Below are 23,873 nucleotides of genomic sequence, written 5' to 3'. Positions count from 1 at the left end.
TGACGCGGGGGTCAATCCAGAGCCGGAACCGGATTTTCAGCCATGGCATCCAGTACCAGCTGGCGCTGATAAAGACTGAATTCACGGAAGAGCGGAGGCAGTTCGTCTGCTTTGCGGGCCAGAATCAATTCGACTACTTTGGCGAAAAAGTGAATCGTACGCTCCAGACCTTCCTGAGAAAAACGGATAGATAGCGCGTAGGTCCGCTGAATGGCTGGCTGAAGATCGCTCAGCAGAGTCGACAGATACGGATTATTGATGACGTCAGAAGCCGCCCGCATCAAGTCGAAGCCTGCCAGCATAAACATGAACTTGTCTTTCTTAAGTTCTGGCGACTGCAGCTTCATGGCTTGATTTAACAGGGGCATTTTATTTTCGTCAGTCCACTGCAAGGCGACCTGAGTAGCCAGCAATGTCAGCAGTGCTTCGTAGACATCATAAAGACTGTTCACCCGCTCAACGGTCAGCTCTGCCACCATAGCGCCACGGCGTGGCTGAATGGTGACCAGATGCCTGGACTCCAGCAATAACAGGGCCTCGCGAACGGAACCACGACTCACCTGCAATTCCTCGACGACGCGAGCTTCCTGGATTCGCTCACCAGAGATCAACTCTCCTTTGATGATGCGCTCCGCCAGATGGGCCGCTATTTTTTCTGCAAGACTTTCGTGGGCTACAAAACTCATAACTATACTGAAATCAGTGAGATGCGCGGCATAGTACCACATTGAGCCAATACCACATTGATATTGGAGGACTTTTGTCTTCTCCGAACCTGTAACCTATCAGAATCCATGTTAGATTGTAGGACAATATAACAATCAAACAACAAAACTAATTCAAATTCCTGTTATGGAGGCCGTATGACTCAGGCAACAGCACAGACTATCAGCGCCGATGACTGGCGTATGCAACTCAAGAAGTACGGTTATCTGATCGTTTTGATTCCGGCTGTGCTCTTTCCAATTGCTCTGTTTGGTTGGGAAGCAACCGGCAGTCAGCATGACGCTTGGTGGTATTTCCCTATTTTTGTTGTGTTCGGCATTATCCCACTGCTCGACCACCTGATTGGTAAAGACCCATTCAACCCAGATGAAGAGGCAGATGTGCCACGCATGTCTCTGGAGAAGTGGTACCCCTTCCTTACCATCATGACTCTGCCTGTCATGGCAATCACGATTGCTTACGGCGCAGCGCTCTTCTCAAGCGCAGAAGTTGGCCTGTTCGGTAAGATTGGTATGGTGATCTCAATGGGCGTGATCACTGGTATTGTCTGCATTAATGTTGGCCACGAGCTGATCCACAAGGACAGCACTCTGGAGCAATGGACCGGTGGTCTGCTGCTGGCTCTGGTTACATATGCAGGTTTTAAAGTTGAGCATATCCGTGGTCACCATGTGCATGTATCAACGCCTGAAGACGCGTCTTCATCACGCTACAACCAGACTCTGTATCAGTTCCTGCCGCACGCGTATTTCCACAATTTCATGAATGCGTGGAAACTCGAAGCGAAAAAACTGAAGCGCAAAAATCTGCCAGCGCTGCACTGGAAAAATGAACTGATCTGGTGGTACGCCATTTCAGCGGCAACCATGATCGGTTTCGGCCTGGTATGGGGCTGGATGGGTGCCCTGTTCTTCATCGCGCAGAGCTTCTTCGCCTTCACCCTGCTGGAAATCGTTAACTACATTGAGCACTACGGTCTGCACCGTCGTAAGCTGGAAAACGGCCGCTACGAGCGCACGACCCCAGCGCACTCATGGAACAGTAACTTCCTGCTGACCAACCTGTTCCTGGTACAACTGCAGCGCCACTCGGATCACCACGCTAACCCTAAGCGTCGTTACCAGGTACTGCGTCACTTTGACGAAAGCCCACAGTTACCAAGCGGCTACGCAGGCATGGTGGTACTGGCAGTGATTCCACCACTGTGGTTCAAAGTAATGAACCCACGTGTCGAAGCCTACTACAAAGGCGAAGAACATCAGCTGACTGCTAATCAGCAGGGCTAAAACGCTTTAACCCCCTTGGGGAGCCTCCGGGCTCCCCTTTTTTATGCCTGCCTCTATACGCGCCACTAAGTAACAGCCCGCGACAGACAGCACAGAATCTGTAGAATCTCATCAAAAAATAATAAAGGATTCACTATGCTTCTCTATCGCCTCGCCGTTGCGGCCCTGCTATTAACTGGATTCAGCACATCCAACGCCGCAGAAAATCCCGACTATTCGGATTCAGATAACTGGCTATGCCACCCGGAGCAACGCGATCAGAACAACGTCTGTCTTCGGGATCAGTCTGTTATTAGTGTCGCCGCCAATGGCAGCAGCTCAGTGACACCTGGCTACATCGAACAGATCCCAGCAGTCGATTGCTTCTACGTCTATCCGACCGCCTCTATGGATGTCACCGCAAACAGCAACCTGATACCGGATGCGCAAGAGAAAGACACCACCGCAATACAATTCGGTCGTTACGGCGAAGTCTGCCGTACGTTTGCCCCGGTCTACCGCCAGCGCACCCTGACTTACCTGGGTATTGGCGCACTCGGTGACGGCCTGGTGTCGGAAGAGACCATGGCAAAAGCCAACGAAACGGCCTATCAGAATGTTCGTAGTGCGTTTGAGCACTACCTGAACAACGACAGCAATGGTCGCGGCTTTATTCTGGTTGGCCACTCTCAGGGAGCACGCCTGCTTGCCCGCCTCCTGCAAGAAGAGATCGAAGACAACGACGCGCTCAGCAAACGCCTGGTGGCCGCTCATCTTATTGGTACAGGGATTTCGGTTCCTGTCGGTGAGCAAGTTGGCGGTACCTTCCAGCAAACGCCTCTGTGTACTTCGGCCAATCAGTCTGGCTGCGTCGTCGCCTACTCGACCTTCCGTAAAGGCGATCCAGAGCTGGAAATGCCGCGCTTTGGCGTTGTTTCTGAGCCAGGTTTCGAGGCTGCTTGTACCCACCCTGCTGCGCTTGCTGGCGGAACCGAAACACTTCAGGCGCGCCTGCCTTTCGATCAGCCTTACGCCTTCGACGTGTTACTGGAGATGAAAGGTTCCAGTGGCCCGTATAAAAGTTGGTGGAAAAGCCTGAGAGCCAAACGCGAAGCGGATTTTTACGCCGTACCCGGTCAGTTCTCCGGTCAATGCGTCAGAGATTCACAAGGCGCACACTATCTAGAGGTGAGCATCGACAGTGACCCGGAAGACCCAAGAGCTGACGACTATCGCGGTGAACTCATTGTAGTGAAAGGCTGGGGATTACATCTCATCGACGTAAATATCGCCCAAGGTGACCTGATCAGATTAGCGGGCGATCAGATCAACGCGTGGGATCAGCGGTAGCAAGCCCGTTGCATTCAGGGTGATGACTACTTCACCGACTGCACTAACGCAGGAATCGAGTCATCACCCATCTGCCAGTCACGATAAGGTTGATCAACCATTGCCAACCCCAGAATTGACCGATCCATGTGTCGGGCTGCTTCAGTAATAAAGTGATCAATCGGCCCCCCCTTTGCTTCGTGTGCGATAACCGCATGCACATCGTATACCTTGTACAACTGACGCTGAATCCCCATCAAGCCCAGGTCAAACAGAACAGGATCTGCCCCAGCGTCGGCAAATATAAATCCGTCAATACGGCCGCTTTCTAGTTTCCGCAGGGAGCCCTCAATTGAGTGATCTTCAATCGTAGGGAAAGGGAAAAGATTCGCATGGCCACCGTGCGTAGCAATCCGATGGTCCCCTAGGTTATCAATATCCAGCGATTCTCCCCTGCGGCTGTATAGCACAAAATTAATCGTAAAAATGGTCGTCGACGAATACCCGAAAGGCAGTGCATTATCGGTTTCATCCTGATCCTTGATCAAAGGAAAATGGAAATCAGCTTCACCAGAAGCTGCCATCATCAGAGAACGTTTAAAAGGAAAACGCTCGATCGTGATTGCCCGCCCTGTTTCTGTACGCCACTGACGAATAACATCAACAAGAGGATGTTCAGGCCCTTGACCCGGGGCATCTCCCATAAATGGTACAACAACCCTTAGCGGCTTTTCAGAGAGGGCGTCTTCGTGGGGAGCGGTAGAATCGGGTTGCGCGACCGCCTGACCGATACAAGCGGAAAAGAAAAGCGGGAGAATAGCTTTCAGCATCGTTGGGCCTCTTGTTGTGTACTCCCCCTGTACCGGCAGAATCCCTCATAGTTGGTCTTAAGGTTAGTCCCGCAACGCCCCATACTCAATGTGAATGCGCAAAAAGTCTTAGAGTATTTCCAGAGTGTGACCGCCTTCGCAATCAGACAGATATAAAGTCAGGTAGCAGAACACCGAGTATCATGTCGCGCTTCGAGGAAAACCCGCCGTCCACCGGAAACTCAATGCTCGCGCCCATCGCCGGAAACACCAGATGAAAGTACGTAAGGCTCATCAGGCAGTAAAAGAAACTGTCATTTGAGTGATTCGCCAGCGCAGGTATTTCCTCTTTCGCCTGGCTAAATAATCCATCAATCGCTTCGTGTAACGCAGCAAAGCGCTTCTGACAATATTCTGCGCGCTCGCCTTCGCCCTTGGTTTCAAGCACAAATAACCGCGTGTACTCTGGATTCTGCAGCGATATATCAACAAAACCGCAGACAACCTTACGAAAACTCTCAGCCGCACTTAGAGGAGGTTCCTCAGAGGCAGACTTATTCACTGAGCTGAACAGTGGCACCATGTAATTGGCGAAATGATCAAACACCTGATCCATCACCTGGGTCCAGAGCGCCATCTTGCTGCCGAAATGATGACGAAGAACACCGTGGCTAACGCCCGCTTCACGGGCAATATCCCTGACACTCGCCTTATCAAATCCCTGCTCTGCAAACGCCGCCAATGCTGCTCCAATAATGGCACCGCGTGTTCGTTCTGCGTCGCTGGCACTGCGTTTTCCAGGGCGCCCTGCTGTCATTCTCGGTTCCTGAATCAGTTGAGCCCCTTCGGTGTACTTCACGGCTCATGTGGTTGGTATTGCAATCAATCCCTCTATTGTCCGGGCAATTTGTGCCATTGTCATGGGCTCTGCGTTTCTTTTTAATAACACACATGTATTATTAAAAGAAAAAGGAGAAGCTCTCATGACAACCCGAAGTAATAAAGCTGTAAAACATACCGCCCCATTAGTGCTTATGAGCCTGATGCTGGGTACAGCCGAAGCCTCACTGCCCGAAGGCTACAGAATTGCCATCGAATTCGACCAGAACATCGAAGGGGTCGCCCCCGAAATGCTGGACTGGTGGTGGAATAACATTCGTACTGAAGAACGCTTTATCTCCTGGAACCCTGAACAGCACATCAGTTTCGAACTGGTTTCGCCTCCAGCCGACCCAGACTCATTGGATATTGCGGTTGGAACCGTACAGAACATATCGGAGTATCTGGGAGGCTTCACCATTGATACACAGGTCACGTGGGCTGAACCCTACAATACTGACGCCGGAGACTATCAACTGGTTGCGGAGATTGAATTCCAGAGGCTTCAAGACATATCAATCCCCGGCAACGGCTGGCTTGTGTACGACTATCAGCCCGATGAAAACCTGACAGGAACAGACGTACACGTTACGCTCCTGCTGCCAGACGTCGCTGCCATTGCATTCCCCGGAATACAGACCACCCTGACCGAGCACCTACGTTCAGACCTCACCCGTACTAGCGAGTTTTTACCGGAGCTTTTTCAACAGGAGTTCATCGAAACTGAACTTGAATCCCGAGGCACCTACCGTGTAGAGAAAAACGGCTTCTGGTTAAAAACCGTCATCGTAGATCAGGAAATCAAAGGCCTGACGCCAGACATGATGAACTGGTGGTGGGACAACATCGACAGCAGCTATCGTTACAAGCGCTGGCACCCGACTGCGCACCTGAGCTTCGAGTGGCTTGAAGCCCCCGAAAGCCCGAATAATACGACCTACTCGCCCGGGGCAGTACAAAAGGTTGATGAATACCTTGGGCCTTATAAGAATTCGCTTCTGATTACCTGGCTTCCAAAAGAAGAAGCGGCAGACCGGGTGGAATACGAGCATTGGCTCTATGCTCAGACTGATCTGGCCGGACTCAATGGCATCATGCCGCAGGATATGATTCACGAATATCAGATGAACGACACTGGGGACGGCATCGTGATGCGATCGACGTTCAATGTCCCCTTCTTTCTTAACTGGGTAATGCCAGGTTTTACAGATGAACTGGGGAAACATGCACTGCAAGAAATGCAGATGCTGCAGTATTTCTTACCCGAGCTGTTCGCAGAACAAAATCTGGAACCTGTTGAATAAGCGAAAGCCCCTCCGGACGGAGGGGCACATCACGATCTATTGATTCAGCGTACTATCAAGCCAACTATGTATATCTTCCACCACTGACTTTCGATGACTCAGGCCCAGACTGTCATTAAAGGTGTGATCAAGATTCTCGTATGCTATGAACTCGATATTATTTTTCTGAACTTGCCGCAGAGACTCAATCATCTCGCTTACTTTGGCTGGCGAAACAGAAGAATCCCGTCCTCCCTGAATAAGCAATAAAGGCGTATTCACTTCTTTGAGAATCTCAAGCTGGTCTATCGACAGCATTTGATACCACCAGTGATACCCGTGACCACTGACTTGCAAATCTGATGGCTCGCTGTTCAGGACATGATTTGAAAACCCAAGAAAACCCTGAGCGGCCTCTACTGCTTCCTCGCTGTTAGCAGCGCCCGCATCGATACTATGCAGAACATCATCAACGAACATCTGGCCACCGCCGTTAAAAGCAACAGTCGCATCGATAGTGTCTATTTCCGCCGCCAGGAGATTAGCCACGAGAGCGCCTTCACTCCCTCCCACAACAATGAATCTCGGGTAAGCAAAATCTCTGCGTACCTCCCGTAAAACTGCCTTAATATCTGAAACCCGCTGCTTCGGGCTATCGTTCTGAATATACGCATGCGGACAGTCAGACCGTTCTGCATCGGAACTGAATGCTAACTCACGCGTTATCCCATACTTCTCGATAAGAAGAAGATCTGCCTCTGGCCACACGTTCTTTAAGTTTGAAAATATCGATTCTACCTGTAAGACACTGTTGCAATCTGAACCTTGTAAAATAAGCAATAGCGTATCACTCGGGGAGGCATCTGATTTATTCAGAAGATAGTAATCAACGAGAGATCCATCTTGTCTCTTCAGCGTTTGAGTCGTAGCCTCATGAGCACCGACGACGACGGAAAAAAATATCGTCGCAAAAATTAATACCTTACGCTTCATCATATCTACTACTAAAGCCCGCTTAATTGCCTTCAGAAATATCTTCAACGAATGACACCTTGTTACCCTCAGGGTCGCAGATGTCTGCCATCTTAATCACGCCAGGATATTCCTGAACGTCACCTAAAGTGATGCCTGCATCGTTACACAACTGACGTTGCTGCTCGAGATCGTCCACACCAATCACCACTGTTGTACTGCCTGCTCGCTCCGGATCAATACTCACCTGTAGCCATGCGCCTTCCGCCAATTGCCACTCAGCGACCTCATCCACAGGAATAAGATCGGCCTCGCGACCCAAAAGTGTTGCGTACCACGCTGAAGCTTTATCGAAGTCTTTTACGGGAATCACAGCCACAAGGCTATTTATCGGGGATCTCATAGTTAGATTCGTCCTTGATCAATAATGGCTGACATATTGTCTTACATTGAACCACTACATTAATGCAGTTCTGTTGTGGTACACAACCTTATAAGTACCTGGCGTGTGAGAGAGGCTATTGAATACTCCCCGGAGTAACGCACGCGATAGCACGGAACTCCCGGGTCATATGTGCTTGATCACTGAATCCGAACTGCTGAGCAACATCAGCCAACCCAACCGCCTCATGGGTCTTCAGGAAGTCGATGACCTTTTTGACTCTAAGAATCCGCTGATAGTGCTTAGGAGTCATATCTAGCCACTGCTTAAAAATCCGCTCTATCTGGCGTTGGCTCAACTCAACACTATGATCGAGTTTTCCCAGAGACTGATTTCGTTCAACAGACCGCAATACTGCTGCCAGCGTACCAGGAACTATCTTGTTGGTAGTAAGATTGGTAGCAGCCCAACGATACAGAGCTTCGATTCGGGAGTCGGCGTCGATCGCCTCCGTCAGCTTATTGTAGATACTGTGAAGACCGTACCCCTGATCCTGCTCAGGTAGAAGCAGAGTCGCTCTATCGTAGTGACAACCAAGAACGCCGTAGCCAACAGCAGGCAGAAAGCGAATGCCCGCTAACTCGGCGCCTGGAGCCATCACAATATTCTCTGCCGTTTTCTTCGTTGGTAGCATGATGACACCTTCTGGCATAACCTGGTCGCCGATAATCAAGTCACCAGAAAGATTAAAAATGACACCACTACCTGCGTCAGAATACAGCGGTTTCGTAACGGGAGCAGACCGAGTGACAGACGCTGACCATATTCCCTGTACACAAGTGGATAGCTGCCCCGAAGGTCTGGTCAGCCGCAAGTCCAGAGCCTGTCTGAATGATCTACTGTGATTTATAGCTACCTACCTCTGGCTTAAATGTTTTAGCAATTCGGTTCCAGCTATTGATGGCATTCACCGCAATAGTTAAATCAACGATAGCTTGCTCGCCCAGCCCATCAATTGCCTTTTGATAGATATCATCACCTACAGGCTTACCAGACGTCAGGTGCTCAGCCCATTCCAATGCCACGCGCTCGACTTCCGAATAGAACGGCATATCCCGCCAGGCATTCAAACCAAGAATACGCTCGCTGGCCTCACCCTGACTCAGAGCATCTTTACTGTGCATATCAATACAAAAGGCACATTGATTTATCTGGGATATCCGAAGTTTAACCAGTTCCCAAACGGATATTGTTAACGTTTCTGAAATACTGAATTGACCTCTCAGGTAGGATTCCTGATTCATCAGAATTTCCATACCTTTATCGGCCAGGGCGAAGTAGTTTGCACGTAACGTCATATCTCATCTCCTCTTAATTTGTTAGAGCTAAGATAAGATATGACTCAGTGTGGATATTGAATATTTTCGACATTCATACAGAAATAAATGACTGTCTTCTCTTTATCCTTATTCATACCTCACTAACGCAAGGAATGCACTTTATCCTCCAGCGCCAACCACTTCTGTTTTACACTCTGAAGCCATTGATCAAGTTCGGACTTCCGCGAATGAGCATCCTCTTCTTCAGGCAGAGGCGGCAGGATATGAGCAAAATACGTGTTGTCCAATAGTCTGTGAAGAATACGTTCCCCCGGAAAAGGTTTTCCGTTATTAAGTGCTCTGGCACCTTTCAGAAGATGACGGATGTCATACTGCGTCGGGCTGATGTCAGCAACGCGCTTGGGGATACCTAGCAATTGATAAACGCCAATTTTTGCTGTTCGCACTGAACTCTCCATCGTAAAAACAACGTCATTGTTCGTCTCTACAAACTGCCCAACAAGCGCCAGATTACGACACCCGTCAGGAACGACGCGTGGACGATCTCCCGCAGCGCGAGGCATGAACTCCGCTGTAATGTATGGCATAAAAGCCGTCCGCACCTTAGTCGATGCCTCAATATCCTGTAACCCATCTTTCAACCCAAGGTGATAGCTGAGCTCCTGCAGAATTTCGCGACCTGTGCATTCGCGCATCGGTTTACTGACGAAATCACCCGGTACATCAATACGCAGAGCATAGACCCAAGCAACTAACACATCTTCAGGTTGGTCGCGAAAGTGCGGCTGTCGATTAAGTGTTACGCTCATAACCCAGGCCGAATCGGTAAAGGTAATAATGCCACCTGTTACAGTACCGCCTGAATATGGGTCATTTACCGAGAGTTCGGCGAATTTCTCTGTCAGATGTGATGGAGAGCAAGTCAGTGTTGCCGAAATCCAGGCAGAGCGATCCGTATCACTGACGAACTTATCAGGCTGACCAAATCGCGCCGACCGACGTGCAAGGTTCTGCCACAGTTCCCAGTCGCTTCCAGGCCCGGGCTCATGAACTCCCCGATCAGAGTGTGCAACCGTATCCATATCACCATAACCTGACCCTTCGGTCATTGATCCTGTCAAAGCAAATACCAGATCATCATCAGCGACCTCGATACGCTCACCATCTCCATATAAAAGGCCGGTAACCGTCAGCTCTTCACCTACCTCACTGAACTCAAGATCACGGATGCGCTCCTGCGTAACAAACTGAACGCCCTTTGCTTTCAGCATAGTTACCAATGGCAGAACAAAGCTCTCATACTGATTGTATTTAGGGAATACCAGCGCGGACATGTCGTTCAAACCATCAATTGCATCCAGAAAACGATGCATGTAGAGCTTCATCTCCAGCAGGCTATGCCAATTCTGAAAGGCAAACATGGAACGCCAGAAGAACCAGAAGTTCGTCTCAAGAAAACTCTCTGAGAAATATTGTTCAATGGTGAGATCATTGAGATCTTCTTTACGTTTCAGAAGAAGCTTCAATAACTCCCACTGGTGTTTCTTGCTCAAGCCAAAATCGCTGAAATCGCGAATCGTGCCACACTGATGCATCAAGCGCGCACGAGAATAATTTGGATCAGCATCGTTCAACAGACGATATTCGTCTAACACGCTGAAACCTTCTGGTAACTCCAGCGCCGGCACCTCCTGAAACATGTCCCAGAAGTTGTCATAATTCCAATTCATTTCACGACCGCCGCGTATAAGATAGCCCTCTTCAGCATTACCCGCACCATCCAGTGAGCCACCTTCTTTAGGCAAACTGTCATAGACAGTAATATTAGCAGCGGGCATGTGCCCATCGCGGATCAGGTAAAATGCCGCCGCTATCCCTGCAATACCACTACCGATAATATGCGCCCGACGTTTCTCAACACCGGTGGTCGGCAAAGGCCGGAAACGCATATAAGGGCCCATCATATCCGGAGGGGGAAGTGTATTACTGGATGAATTGCTCCAATACCCAGAGGTGGCATCTGCTTCAGTGGTAGCGTTACGGTAGGTTGAATCTGTCATCTTAGTCAGCACCTGCACTAGTGATTTCTCACGCAAGATAGCAGGCTGGCCGAAATGCTTTATTGACTTCAGTCAGTCGATTGGCCCACTGAGACACATATGTGTTCCATGAGAATTACCTCAACCAACCGGCTAACCGCCCTGATATTGCATACCGAGTAGGATGGTACATTCTGAACTACCGGATGCATAAATACTTGAGCAAAGAAAACCCTCCTCTGCGAAGTAACTCAGCAACTCATCCCCTGCAGCTTCATACTCACTCAAGGTTGCATTACCATGAGCGAGAAAGACACCGCTAACAACGCAGCCTAAACTCTGTTTTTTTAAAAATTCCAGAGCTGAACACACACTATTGAACGCAAACAAACAATCCGAGTAGAGATTGATATTCCGGATATCTGCAATGCTCAAATTTTTGGGCATTTCGTCGGAGAAGAGTTTACCGGCGAGATTCAGAACAACGTCGCTGATGACGGCCAGATCGTTCGATGGATTTTCAAACTGCACAAGCTCAATGTCATTGTCGTCACAGGTTTGAGATAACTGACTGCACTTATCTACAGTCAGATGATCACTCAAGCCACCGACAAAAATTGCATCAAAACCGGATTTCAAAGCCAGAGACTCAGTGATGCTATTCAGTGAAATTAAGTGGCCATGGGGTACGAATTCCAGTTCTGGCAAAGCAATGGCTAATTGGAGTTCATAGCAATCTGTTATTTCTTCAAACATTACTGGGCCTGCTCATTACTGTCTTTGCTCTTTAGGGGGCACCGAGTCTAACACTCTGAGCGCAGCAAGGATGCGTTCAGAACAATCAGATGAATCGATCAGAAATGGCCCGTGAGAAGCATACTAGCAATTAGTCGTATATGGGTGCCCTATTATTATCCAGATGGTATATTGCGCGCCAAAGTGAAGAGCATAAACGACTGATTTTATTAAATTTTCCAAGATGGGGACTTATAGCGGATGCGAGGTTTTTTAGGGGACACATTAGCAGGGCTACTAGGTAATCGGGTAGGTGTAGGTGCAGTTCCTGCCCTAGCCTTTCTGTTTATTATTTTTGTTTTTATCGGTGCCTACGATTATGCCACGCAGCTCATATTCGAAGAGCCCATTTCCGCACTGACCAACCCCTGCATGATGCTGATTTACTACCAGATCGCCTGGTTTATTTCACGCTCAGAAAACTCAAACTACTTTATGCATGCCACCGGCGTTCTGCTTGTTCCGCTGCAGGCAACATTCACGATGTGGTTAGTTCTAGCACTGATCCCAGAAAGTATTCTCGACTATCGGCATGTCTCAACCTTCATGAAGATTTACCACAAACTTCACGAGCTTGCTTTTGGTGACCTGTATAAACAGTTTGAATACTTTCCCCGCATGCGCTGGCTAGCACTCAAACACGACAGCTATTGGGCAATCATGTGGCTCATCGGCATTGTCAGCGCCTTCTGGGTGTTGTTCAACCTGTTCATGCATAAGGAATCCATGATTAACCTGGTGTCCATGCACACTAAAAAACCGAAATATGAAACGCTGGACGTTTACCTTGCTCTGCCCATAATGTGGCTGATAACCGGTTTCCTCATGGTATTGTTCTACCCGGCGATGTACACAATGTTAGATTCTTCATTGCCTGACTCCGTCACCATACCTCTTATGTGGCTGATATTACTGTCTCCGATGTACGCTGTGCTGTTACCCTCCGTGAACTGGAACCGGCCAAAAGATCAGCGACTGGCTACCTTTATTCCCAAGTTCTATTTCGTGGCACTCACTTTGTATCTCGCGTTCTGCGCCTCGGAAGCGATTCCTTATCTCCAGGACCCTTACAACGTCAAAACGATATTCGCTGACTTCTTTTTGCTGTATTCCACCGTGGCACTAATACCTTTCTGGCTATTTCTATTGGTGTATCTGATCAGAAATCCAAAACCTAAGGCTGAGAAGCTACGTGATCGAAGCATGGCCTAGTCAGAGCGGTAGTCAACCTATAAGAAGCCTGTGGAGAATCATCCTGAGAAGAATATCGATACTTCAATTGGGTAGATTAATCCAGCCAGCCAACATCTGGAGGATGTATACCATAGCCAGGGAGGCAGCTGGTATTCTTACTATGACTGACCATAGTGTTCTGCGTGGCTGACACCCAGCTGCAACTCCTGCTTTCCGGCTTTAGCATAGCGGAGAACATTCAAAAGTATAGGCAACACCTATCACAGCCTGGATTCTGATCAATCGGAAGAGAGTACTACGGTGGGTGTCCTATTAGTACTTACCCGCCCATTCATAAAGATTCGATCACTCTACATCGCTAAAGCATAGTCGTGAACTTTCGTGACAAATTGGCAGAACGATGTATCAAACCGTGACACTCTCCTTATCATTACTTCTCTGACAAAAGGAAATCCGTATCATATTTATATAGATTTTACTATTCCGGACAGAAACTAATTTATTCCGGAAATATTGGCCATATAAAACCGAAAATAATAAAAATACGGGAAAGTTTATGAATTTAAGAATTATTTCCTCTGCATTTTTTGCCCTTGTTCTTACCTCTTTATCCTGGGCATCAGATATTTCAGAAGAAGCCAAAACTTCAAAAGAAAAATCGGATGCACGGCTCAAATCAGCAATCATGAGTCAGAACATCCCACTGGAAAAACGAGTCAAAGCTCTGAAAGAGCTATACCATGACAGAACAGTCAATGGCAGGATTCACCGTCACTTCTGCATCTGGGACCCTCTAGGTAAACTCGGCCCTATTGCCTCTACTGTACAAGACCAAACAGTGCGATCTGTCCACTATGGTTTAGATGCCAGCATCACCATATTCAATAATGAACAAGAACTTATCGAGAACTTTAAAAAAGAAAAAACCTGTGATGCCATTCTTGTCCGGGGCGCGCTCGCGAGAGAGTTCAACAAATTCGCTGGAACCATCGAGGCCATCGGCGCATTGCCAGAAAGAAAGCATCTTCAGTTACTGATGCAAGTATTCACTAACCCGCGCTTAAACCGATACATGACGGACGGTGAGTACACTGTGATGGGCTTCGCCACCATTGGTGGAAACTATGCATTCATGAGGGATAAAGCTTATAACTCCCTTTCGGCGCTAGAAGGAAAACAAGTCGCGGTACAAACAATTGAAGCTCCCATGACAGCTCTGGTAAAGCAATACGGCGGAACGCCCATCGAAGGCGGTATGATGAGAAACGTACTGGCTTACACGGATGGGCGAGTTTCCTCCATGATATCCACCGCGATCGCGTACCTTGTGATGGGCAGTGGCCAATCAGGCGACTCAACCGGTGTACTCCGCAACCCTCTTTCACAATCCACCATGCAACTGATTGGTCGCGCTGAACAATTTCCAGATGAACTCGCTCAGCTACTTCGCGAGGATTTTTTATTAAAATTTAATAACTATGCGGGACGTGTAGATACCGAGATGAATCTGGTTCCTGATGAATTCTGGATCGAAACGCCAGCAGACGAGACAAACAAACTAGAAGATGCAACTCGCGAAGTACGCCTCACAATGCGGGAAAACGGATACTACGACGGCACAATGCTTCGCATTGCTCGTAAGATTCGCTGTCGGTTTAATCCAGAGAAAGCCGAGTGTGTTGATCCTGTTGAGTAGGATTACTCTGAGTGAAATCGCATGCGGTCGATGTACTCACAATGCTACTGAGTACATGTCACGTCACTAGGTATTGATATTTCTCTTACTGACGATACGCCCATCAAACTCAGGATCAGCAGGCTTACTACCATACATATCACCATAAACGGCCTCACCTTCGCCCGAAGCCCGTACGTGTACTTTGTCGGCCTGAATACCTTCTCACCGGGAAGAGGACTTTGTCCTATGCGTAGTATTTGTAATGATCGCTTGCCTTCCATCGCGAGGACTAATAATCCAGTCAGGACAGGAAGGCCAACAAAAGCGGAATAGAGCAACAACTCAGAACCTTTAAAACTACCGTAATCGTAGCAGTGTGCTTGATCAGCGTAGTCAGTGAGCCAGGGGATGAACCAACACACTACGACAAAGAAACTCGGAATCACCCACCCAGAATGCACCGCGACAATCCGCAATCTTTCCTTTCTAGTGTACTCCGGTGCATATTCAGACATGTGATAGCCATATTCCCTTGTTGGCAAAATTAGCCGAATCGAAGCTGCCCACAGGAAACCGCTATGGACACAGCTTATTGGCTGATATTCTTTCTAAAACCTAAATATAATATTACGACACTCAATGAAATCATAAACACAAAATATGACAGATTCAGAAATAGAACTCCCGAGTTAGCTTCAATTATCTTTTCTAATAGCTCGGGGGTAATAAAATTATGCATTTCCTTAACTAGTCGTTGACAGCTAACGAGATCTTTAGCTTCGGGAAAGACCGTATAACAAGAGTAGTTCTTCTTCAATATATCCAGAAGCCACCAACCGAGTAGCCAAACCAAAACTAAAAATATTATTCTAGGGACTAATTTCTTCACTTTTTTAAGCACCTCAAAGATGATCGTAGAGCTATTGAAATCATATTATTTGATATCAACAGTACCTACACTACGAATTTTAATTGAAAAACTCTGATCGGAGATGTCTAACATACAACTAACCAACTACTATTCAACTGGAAAATTTTAATCAGTATTTCTCCCCTTACGGTGACTGCCGCAGTAATTCTCACAACTCGCTATTTAGGATCTAACAACCAGAGCATAGCTCAGGTCAACGCCTTAAAAATCAGATGATTCGACATCGAAATAGCCTGTCTGAAGCAAATCACTAAAAAGCAACTAAAAGGCTATTAAAGAATAGCCAGAACCTTGCAGAATGCACCGCGACGACCTGCAACCTCCCCGGAAGTACTCTAATAATGAGTAGACCTAATTAGGAGAGGGTTACAATATCTGCTGCTTTCTTGGCTTTGGCATAGTGTTGATCCTTCAACGAATGCACCAATCCGGTTGAATAACAACCGAAGGGGTAGAGACGGCGCATCGCTGTTATTGAAACTGGGCACTACGCCCAGTCTTAAGATCAACAGAAAAAATGCCCATATCTGTGACAGCCAAAATGACATCTAAGCCAGGAATGTACTGAATTTCGTAATTGCCACGAGTGCTACCCAGAGGTACATCCCCTAATGCGAGCGTTGTTATAAATGTCAGCTGATTCCCATCTATGTCATAAGAATAGATATCGGAGTTTCTGCATAGAATATAAAGAGTATTGTCTAAAGCGGAAAGGTACGTAGCCTTAGGTGCATCCGGAGCAGAAATTTTCAGAAGATCCTCAAATACTCTGAGCCTCTCACCTGATTCCAGATCGACCCTCACTATTTCGTTCGCCAAGGGAAGTTGACCAGAAACCCAAATTGAACTCCTATCTGCATCATACTGAATGTCACTTACGGATTCAAAATTAAGATCGTCATCTATAGACTGAGAAATAAGCGAAAGCTCTCCATCATCAATGCCAATTTCAAATAACTGGTGGCCGTCAGAGGAGTAAATAACCCCACCAGAACTATCCATCGCCATCCCATAGGCTTGAAACTCATCAATTCCTGATGGCTTTATAAGGCTAATTTCTGTACGGTTTCCCGTATCCAGATCAACAAAATAAAGATTCGACCGGGAGTCCAGCACAAAAGCCTTTCTGTTTTTTCTATCAACCAACATTTCATCTATCTTACCAATATCTCCACCTTCACCAATAATTGAATCATGGAAAAGGTGATTATCGCTAGAGACTATTTCCCCCCTGCCACTATCAATGGAGTACTTACCTATTCCATCTAAATATGAAAAATAAATCTCGCCAGATTCTACATCAAAATAAGAATGGTCATAGCCACTAATTACGGACCACTTATCTACGTGGCTACTGATAACCAACTCTGCAATGCCACTATCATCAAGCCGATAAATATTACCGGTTATTACATTAGGGAGATAAACGCTGGTTGTACCTGGAAATGAAAGAACTGAGCGAAAGCCATATATTTTATTACTATCAATCCCGGATACCGCTTCTTTGACTATTTCTCCTGTGCTCATGTCAAATGAGATGATCTTATCATTATATGAATCTACTTTAAGATAGAGTGTATTTTCGTCAGCACTGATACCAATAGCAGAGTACGAGTGAGAAGTATTCTCCACAAGGATAGTTCTGTCACCTGATACAACATCCATCTTATAAAGATTATAAGATCCTTCAGTACCAGTTGTGGAATTAACATAGAAAGCCTTATCGGTATGACTATAGACCCCTCCCCTGCTGAAATAAAAGCGATCACCAATACCTCGGGGACCACCTGAGACTTCAGTTAAGGCACCACTATCGGGATCAACACGATATAGAACGTGTATTTGATCACCGTAGAAGTCAATTGCTTCACCATTGTATCCACTCCCCGTGTAATAGTAGAGGTCGCCAGTTTCCTTATCTGAATGCAAACTACCGCCCGGACCTCTCCAGGAAATTCCATCTACGCCATGCTGCTCAAGGTCGTAGTGAGCAACAGTAAGACCTCTGGAAATACTATGTACCCATAGCCCTAAATCGGAGGAGTAAATACTGTCACCATTTATTGCCAGATGACGCTCACGATTTGCATCCTCAACACTCATCAGTGGGTTTACGATACCTGTTGTGAAATCTACCTGAAAAATGGCATTTGCCGGATAGCTGAAATAGTATGCTTCTGTTTCTTGACCAATTATATTTGAACTGATGTTTCCGGGGCTGCGTAGCACGCGATAGTCATCTGAGTGCAAAACCGTGTCACCCGACAATAAAGAAACTCTGATAGTATTTATCAATGATTTATTAAGAGGGATTCCATCAGCACGCCAGAACCCATTTTCGTCGACATCTACGCTGACTGAAAATCCATCTTTAGTTACGCGAATACCATCAGTACTTTCACGATAGGCTGCTTTAATACTTCCTACGAAATCGATATCATCACCAAAATAAAGAGAATCTGCACCGGGGTACAGCAAAGTGGAAGCGTAGCTAACTTCATCTGGAATCGCCTGCTCTGCAATCTCTGCCGGATCAGAGTCACTACCAGATGCGCCCCCAGAAGAATTACCACAGCCCGATAATAAAATTGGGATAACGAAAATCAGGAGACTTATCTTCATACTGCTTCCCTATAAAGCTCAATTCCTTTGCCGCACTATGGATGACGACGCAGAGCACACTATAAAGGATATACTTCCTTAATCATAGATTTCACTGGGTATTATGAGACCATCTGGACGTATAAGTCAGTATCGAGTAATGATCGCTTACGCAGAAATTTCAATAGCGAAGGTTTGGGGCAAGGCCAGTAATTTATCTTCCAGCCAGCCACGGCGATGTTCGTAACATTCACCCGTCAATTTATCTGTTCTGCAAAGAAATGCTCGACGAATACAACGTGAAACGCAATGATAATAAGGAGTCGTATCTAGCGATATCTGATGTTTTCATGGCTTTGGCATAGTGTTGATCCTTCAACAAAGACCACCAAAGCGTATCAGAGCCTAAATTTTGTTCAATCGGAATAAAGTACTACGATGGGTGTCCTATTACTTTTTGCACTACACAACCAGCGCCTGCTGGGATTTTTCGTACCTGAAATACCAGGAATTGAGAAGAAATCACCCGCTTCTTCTAAGTGAGAGCTCACAGCGTTTGCTCCATTCTCGCTAGATTTTCGTCAGCTCAACCGCTGGGTATTACCATAGCTATCCATTTGGGCACCGTACTACAATAGTCAGTCAAAACCCTTGCATGGTGTAAGCATATATTGTTCTATGGAGTCATAATTTTCCTTACTATCTAGTGTGTAAAATCCTTCGTCTATCGCACTCGATAGATCTGATACATGTATTTCATGCACAATGACTTCGCCTGTACCACAGATAAAGCACGCCTGACAGGTCGCAAATGTTGTTGGGTAACCACAAGCTGAATTGCTTACAGCAACACCTATGCTAGTTAGAAGCTGCTTACTGTTTTCGAGCGAGTAATTTTTTTGACACTGCATGCGTTGGCGAGAGTCATAAACCCATACGTTCTTATTCGATTGGCTTACGTTGTTAGCGCATCCCAGAATACTCATTATAATACCTAGTAATAGATAATTTTTCCTCAGTGTTAACATGTATACTCTGACTCAATCCCGAATATGGTGGTAATAAAATAAAATTACACTTAAAAATTATTAGTCACTTTTACTATCATTACCAGCCTCATCATCTTCAAATATCTTCGACGGATCACCGGTATGCTGAGGCTCATCAAAATCTGGGCCATTCTCAAAAATCTCCTCAGAGCGCTTTTTCAGCTTTTCCTGAATCTCTTTTAGTCGCTCATTATTCGACTTATGTTTATCAGTCATACTACAACCTCTTGTATAGGTAATGAGGTTTCTGTTCGTGCACGTCGTCAAGTCCCATAGTACCTTTGACGTATTTATATCCGTAGCGGGAGTAATAGTTTACGAGCTCTTGGTTAGATGGGTGCATGATACGCAGTTCGTCTGCACCAATGCGTTGTGCATAACCTTCTGCTGCGAGCAGGTTTAATTGCATGACTTGCCCACGCAATGGGCAGTTGTCAGGTGCGCGCTCAACAAAATCTATTCTGAGTCGAGAGCCATTGTATGACGGGCGACCAATCGACAGGCCGCATAGGATATCAGACTTCCAGATCGCAAGCTCAAATCGCTTAGGGTAACGACGGCTGTATACGTTCTAGCCCGCTGTCCATTCCTAATCAACGTGCCGCTTATCACTCACCTCCCAAGCCTTAGCCCGAGCAAGCGAATGCGAGTCGATACCTTTCAGACTCACAACACCTTTATATTTGGGTGGTAGTGACGCTTCAGCTAATTTGCGAGCCTTTAATCGAAGTTGCTCGTATCTTCGCTCTGCATCTAAGTGTGTTGCTTGCATTAGATATCCTTATCGTAAAACTCGGCGGTTGAGTAACGGTACTACCCTACTATCCGACGATCAAGTGTGAGTATACGAACACTGATTAGGCCCCATCGCGAATAGCCTCCGGCTGATTCGCTCCCACAATGAGCCGCAGTCTCAAAGAAAGAATTGGTTCAGTGGAGAAATCAATCGCGCAAGCTTCGCGTTGCGCTCCTACAACACTGGAGGTTACGACGATAAGAAGTTTAGCTACCGCCAACACCGTCGGGAATATGATTCCCTCCTACAAATTCCCGCCCTGTCACAAATCTCAGGCACAAAAAAACCGGCCAAGTGGCCGGTTCTTTTTGCAACGTCTCGGGTTAGGAGCGCGTCGCGAGCGATGGCTGACCGAGGCAAAGATCTCTGAGCAAGCGGAGTGTAGTTAGCCTACATGAGCATTGCGAAGAGATCTTTAACAAAGGTCAGGCGAGCGCAGTAGCGCTCAGTCCATACGCTCCCACACAGTCGCGATACCCTGACCAAGACCAATACACATAGTGCTCACACCGTACTTACCGTTGTTCTGCTCCAGAACGTTGATCAGCGTGGTTGAGATACGTGCACCAGAGCAGCCCAGTGGGTGACCCAGGGCGATTGCGCCGCCGTGGATGTTGATGCGATCTTCTGCGATGTCTTTCAGCTTCAGGTCTTTGATGCATGGCAGTGACTGCGCTGCGAACGCTTCGTTCAGTTCCCAGTAGTCAATGTCAGTGGTTTCCAGACCTGCACGCTTCAGTGCTTTCTTGGTCGCTGGAACCGGGCCGTAACCCATGATTGCAGCGTCAACACCAGCAACGGCCATACCCAGGATACGAGCGCGTGGCTTGAGTCCCAGTTCCTGAGCTTTTTCGTAGCTCATCAGCAGCATGGCTGAAGCACCGTCGGTGATCTGTGAAGAGGTACCTGCAGTAACAGTACCGCCTTTAGGATCAAACGCCGGGCGCAGACCAGACAGGCTTTCAGCAGTGGTTTCAGGACGGATAGTTTCGTCCTGAGTAACCAGTACTTCTTTGCCGTCTTTATCGTGACCGTACATAGGTACGATTTCGTTCTCGAACTTACCTTCCTGAGTCGCTTTGTGCGCCAGGCGGTGTGAGCGAGCTGCGAATTCGTCCTGCTGTTCACGAGTGATGCCGTGCATTTTACCCAGCATTTCTGCGGTCAGACCCATCATGTTGGATGCTTTTGCAGAGTACTTAGACGCTTCTGGGTTGTGGTCGAAACCGTGCTGCATGTCGACGTGACCCATGTGCTCCACACCACCAACAACGAATACGTCGCCGTTGCCAGTCTGGATAGCCTGCGCCGCAGTGTGGATCGCAGACATTGCAGAACCACACAGACGGTTAACAGTCAGTGCGCCTGCTTCTTTAGGCACAACAGTCATCAGACCGATCTGACGAGCAACGTTGAAACCTTGCTCTTTAGTCTGGTTCACACAGCCCCAGATGATGTCTTCGACCAGTGCTGGGTTAACGTCTGGGTTACGCTCAAACAGAGCGTTGATCAGGTTGGCAGAGATAGTTTCTGCACGTACGTTGCGGAATACGCCACCTTTGGAACGACCCATTGGTGAGCGCACTGCATCTACTACAACTACGTCTTTTGGATTGTAAGACATGGTTTAAATTCTCCTGGTGCGCTTATTAACCGAAGTAGCTTTCGCCGTTCGCTGCCATTTCACGCATGCGATCGGTTGCCTGGTACAGATTGCCGAGGTGAGCGTACTTGTCGCACAGTGCAACGAAGTCAGCCATGCCTACAGAATCCATGTAACGACATGCACCACCACGGAATGGAGGGAAGCCGATACCGAAGATCAGGCCCATATCTGCTTCAGAAGCAGTGTCTACGATGCCTTCTTCAATACAACGTGCTACTTCGATACACATTGGAATCATGCAGCGTGCGATGATTTCTTCTGCGTCGAATTCTTTTGCGTCGGCAACAACTGGCTTGATCAGCTCGTAAGTTGTTTCATCAACAACTTTCTTCGGCTTACCACGCTTGTCGGTTTCATACACGTAGAAACCTTTGCCGTTCTTCTGGCCGTAACGTTCGTTTTCGAACATCACTTCCATGGCCGACTTGAAGTCTGCCTTCATACGGTCTGGGAAGCCTTCAGCCATCACTTCGTTGGCGTGAACGCCAGTGTCGATACCAACAACGTCAAGCAGGTAAGCAGGACCCATTGGGAAACCGAACTTCTCCATCACTTTGTCGATCTTGGTGAAGTCGCCACCGTCACGTACCAGGCCAGCGAAACCAGCGAAGTAAGGGAAGAGTACACGGTTAACCAGGAAGCCTGGGCAGTCGTTTACAACGATTGGGGTCTTACCCATTTTCTTCGCGTAAGCAACAACAGTAGCAACCGCTTCTTCTGAAGTTTTAGAACCACGGATAACTTCAACCAGAGGCATCATGTGCACTGGGTTGAAGAAGTGCATACCCAGGAAGTTCTCAGGACGCTTCAGGTCTGCCGCCAGCAGGTCGATACTGATGGTAGAGGTGTTAGAGGTGATGATGGTGTCTTCAGTTACCTGATCTTCCAGGTCTGCCAGTACAGCCTTCTTCACTTTCGGGTTTTCAACAACAGCTTCTACAACTGTGTCTACGTCACCGAAATCGCCATAGCTCAGAGTAGGACGAATGCGGTTAAGCGCTTCACCCATGGCAGCAGGCTTCATTTTCTTCTTCTCGACGCGCTTGGCCAGCAGCTTGTTGGCTTCGTTCAAGCCCAGCTCGATACCTGCTTCGTTGATGTCTTTCATCATAATTGGGGTGCCTTTCAGTGCAGACTGATAAGCGATACCGCCACCCATGATACCTGCGCCAAGTACCGCAGCCTTGTTAGTAGGCTTGGCTTTCTTGTCGTAGTCTTTTGCTTTTTTCTTCAGCAGCTGGTCGTTCATGAACAGACCGATCAGAGCGTTGCTCTCTGAAGTTTTAGCCAGCTGTGCGAAACCTTTTGCTTCTGCTTCCAGAGCTTTGTCGCGTGGCGAGTTAGCGGCTTTCTGCATAGTTTTAATCGCAACAATTGGCGCTGGGTACTGACCTTTAGTCTGACCAGCAACGAAACCTTTAGCAGTTTCGAATACCATCATGCCTTCCATCGCGTTGAGCTTCAGCTTAGCTTTTTTCTCTTCGCGACGTGCCTGCCAGTTGATCTCACCTGCGATTGCAGACTTCAACATAGCAACGGCTTGTTCGTGCAGCTTGTCAGCAGCAACAACTGCATCTACTGCGCCGTCTTTCAGTGCTTTGTCCGGGCGGTTTTCAGCGCCCATGCAGATCCACTCGATCGCGTTATCTGCGCCGATAACGCGTGGCAGACGAACGGTACCACCGAAGCCGGGCATCAGGCCCAGTTTAACTTCAGGCAGACCGACCTTGGCTTTGTCAGACATGATACGCAGGTCTGAAGCAAGGCACATTTCAAAACCACCACCCAGAGCGATGCCGTTAATCGCTGTCAGAGTTGGTACTTCAAGATCTTCGAATGCGTTGAAAATCTGGTTGGCTTCGAGGGTCCAGGCAGCGATTTCTTCTTCGCTACGCTTGAACGTTTCGCCAAATTCGGTGATGTCCGCACCTACGATAAATACGTCTTTGCCAGAAGTAACAAGAACACCTTTAACGTCACTGTTGCCCTGGATTGCTTTAACAGCAGCGTCCAGATCTTCAATAGTTACGCGGTTGAACTTGTTAACTGATTCGCCCTGCAGATCGAATTTCAGTTCGGCGATTCCGCCGTCGATCAGGGTTACCGTGATGGCTTTACCTTCGTAAATCATCAACTGAT

At 47.6% G+C, this 23,873-nt stretch carries 18 protein-coding genes and 1 pseudogene; 5 read left to right on the top strand and 14 right to left on the bottom strand.

The genetic code is table 11. The features are described from left to right. Positions 1–11 precede the first annotated feature (11 nt). Positions 12–686 carry a GntR family transcriptional regulator gene (locus BW941_RS02735; protein ID WP_068437017.1) on the bottom strand — a complete coding sequence of 225 codons (675 nt, stop codon included), beginning with the start codon at positions 684–686 and terminating at the stop codon, positions 12–14. 177 nt (positions 687–863) lie between these two features. On the opposite strand from BW941_RS02735, the gene BW941_RS02730 reads away from it, so the two are divergent. Both BW941_RS02730 and BW941_RS02725 read left to right on the top strand, forming a co-directional pair. Continuing rightward, complete coding sequence (locus BW941_RS02730; protein WP_076514139.1) at positions 864–2,012, top strand: alkane 1-monooxygenase; 1,149 nt, start codon at positions 864–866, stop codon at positions 2,010–2,012. A gap of 135 nt (positions 2,013–2,147) precedes the next feature. Beyond that, the gene (locus BW941_RS02725) at positions 2,148–3,341 is read left to right on the top strand and encodes a DUF3089 domain-containing protein (RefSeq protein WP_076514138.1); all 1,194 of its coding nucleotides are present in this window, start codon (positions 2,148–2,150) and stop codon (positions 3,339–3,341) included. 26 nt (positions 3,342–3,367) lie between these two features. Here BW941_RS02725 and BW941_RS02720 read toward each other — a convergent pair whose 3' ends face one another. Continuing rightward, complete coding sequence (locus tag BW941_RS02720; protein ID WP_076514137.1) at positions 3,368–4,150, bottom strand: type 2 periplasmic-binding domain-containing protein; 783 nt, start codon at positions 4,148–4,150, stop codon at positions 3,368–3,370. Positions 4,151–4,292: 142 nt separating this feature from the next. After that, complete coding sequence (locus tag BW941_RS02715; protein ID WP_076514136.1) at positions 4,293–4,946, bottom strand: TetR/AcrR family transcriptional regulator; 654 nt, start codon at positions 4,944–4,946, stop codon at positions 4,293–4,295. 166 nt (positions 4,947–5,112) lie between these two features. On the opposite strand from BW941_RS02715, the gene BW941_RS02710 reads away from it, so the two are divergent. Beyond that, complete coding sequence (locus BW941_RS02710) at positions 5,113–6,312, top strand: DAPG hydrolase family protein (protein ID WP_076514135.1); 1,200 nt, start codon at positions 5,113–5,115, stop codon at positions 6,310–6,312. A 36-nt stretch (positions 6,313–6,348) separates the two neighbouring features. Here BW941_RS02710 and BW941_RS02705 read toward each other — a convergent pair whose 3' ends face one another. The 6 genes from BW941_RS02705 to BW941_RS02680 form a co-directional block, all read right to left on the bottom strand. Beyond that, on the bottom strand, positions 6,349–7,287 hold the full coding sequence (locus tag BW941_RS02705) for an alpha/beta hydrolase family protein (RefSeq protein WP_245820025.1): 939 nt from the start codon (positions 7,285–7,287) through the stop codon (positions 6,349–6,351). A gap of 19 nt (positions 7,288–7,306) precedes the next feature. Beyond that, a complete protein-coding gene (locus BW941_RS02700) occupies positions 7,307–7,666 on the bottom strand; it encodes a VOC family protein (RefSeq protein WP_076514134.1) in 360 nt (119 codons plus the stop codon). Positions 7,667–7,781: 115 nt separating this feature from the next. Then, on the bottom strand, positions 7,782–8,357 hold the full coding sequence (locus BW941_RS02695; protein ID WP_245820024.1) for a helix-turn-helix domain-containing protein: 576 nt from the start codon (positions 8,355–8,357) through the stop codon (positions 7,782–7,784). A gap of 184 nt (positions 8,358–8,541) precedes the next feature. Next, the gene (locus BW941_RS02690) at positions 8,542–9,003 is read right to left on the bottom strand and encodes a carboxymuconolactone decarboxylase family protein (RefSeq protein ID WP_076514133.1); all 462 of its coding nucleotides are present in this window, start codon (positions 9,001–9,003) and stop codon (positions 8,542–8,544) included. 122 nt (positions 9,004–9,125) lie between these two features. Then, positions 9,126–11,045, bottom strand: coding sequence for an oleate hydratase (locus BW941_RS02685; RefSeq protein WP_076514132.1), 1,920 nt, complete (start codon positions 11,043–11,045; stop codon positions 9,126–9,128). Positions 11,046–11,177: 132 nt separating this feature from the next. Next, positions 11,178–11,780 (bottom strand): beta/alpha barrel domain-containing protein, encoded by a 603-nt coding sequence (locus tag BW941_RS02680; protein ID WP_076514131.1) that lies wholly within the window; start codon positions 11,778–11,780, stop codon positions 11,178–11,180. 240 nt (positions 11,781–12,020) lie between these two features. Between BW941_RS02680 and BW941_RS02675 the strand changes: the two genes are divergently transcribed. Both BW941_RS02675 and BW941_RS02670 read left to right on the top strand, forming a co-directional pair. Further along, entirely contained in the window at positions 12,021–13,031 is a 1,011-nt protein-coding gene (locus BW941_RS02675; RefSeq protein ID WP_076514130.1) for a hypothetical protein, read from the top strand. 538 nt (positions 13,032–13,569) lie between these two features. After that, the gene (locus BW941_RS02670; protein WP_076514129.1) at positions 13,570–14,709 is read left to right on the top strand and encodes a putative solute-binding protein; all 1,140 of its coding nucleotides are present in this window, start codon (positions 13,570–13,572) and stop codon (positions 14,707–14,709) included. Between the two features lie 1,384 nt (positions 14,710–16,093). Here the strand turns inward: BW941_RS02670 and BW941_RS02655 are convergent. The 5 genes and pseudogenes from BW941_RS02655 to fadB all read right to left on the bottom strand — a co-directional run bounded on the left by BW941_RS02655 (position 16,094) and on the right by fadB (position 23,865). Further along, positions 16,094–18,244 carry a hypothetical protein gene (locus BW941_RS02655; protein ID WP_076514126.1) on the bottom strand — a complete coding sequence of 717 codons (2,151 nt, stop codon included), beginning with the start codon at positions 18,242–18,244 and terminating at the stop codon, positions 16,094–16,096. A 150-nt stretch (positions 18,245–18,394) separates the two neighbouring features. After that, positions 18,395–18,562: pseudogene (locus tag BW941_RS18110) on the bottom strand (transposase); the annotation flags it as partial. Between the two features lie 749 nt (positions 18,563–19,311). Beyond that, positions 19,312–19,488 (bottom strand): hypothetical protein, encoded by a 177-nt coding sequence (locus tag BW941_RS17795; RefSeq protein WP_175607847.1) that lies wholly within the window; start codon positions 19,486–19,488, stop codon positions 19,312–19,314. Between the two features lie 1,025 nt (positions 19,489–20,513). After that, positions 20,514–21,692, bottom strand: a complete 1,179-nt coding sequence (gene fadA, locus BW941_RS02640) for an acetyl-CoA C-acyltransferase FadA (RefSeq protein ID WP_076514123.1) — start codon at positions 21,690–21,692, stop codon at positions 20,514–20,516. 25 nt (positions 21,693–21,717) lie between these two features. After that, positions 21,718–23,865, bottom strand: a complete 2,148-nt coding sequence (gene fadB / locus BW941_RS02635; protein WP_076514122.1) for a fatty acid oxidation complex subunit alpha FadB — start codon at positions 23,863–23,865, stop codon at positions 21,718–21,720. Positions 23,866–23,873 lie beyond the last annotated feature (8 nt).

The sequence above is a fragment of the Thalassolituus maritimus genome, assembly GCF_900156675.1.
In the GTDB taxonomy this organism is placed as follows: Bacteria; Pseudomonadota; Gammaproteobacteria; order Pseudomonadales; family Oceanobacteraceae; genus Thalassolituus; species Thalassolituus maritimus.
Note: the sequence above shows the minus strand (reverse complement) of the source record. Positions and strands in the feature narration are given on the sequence as shown.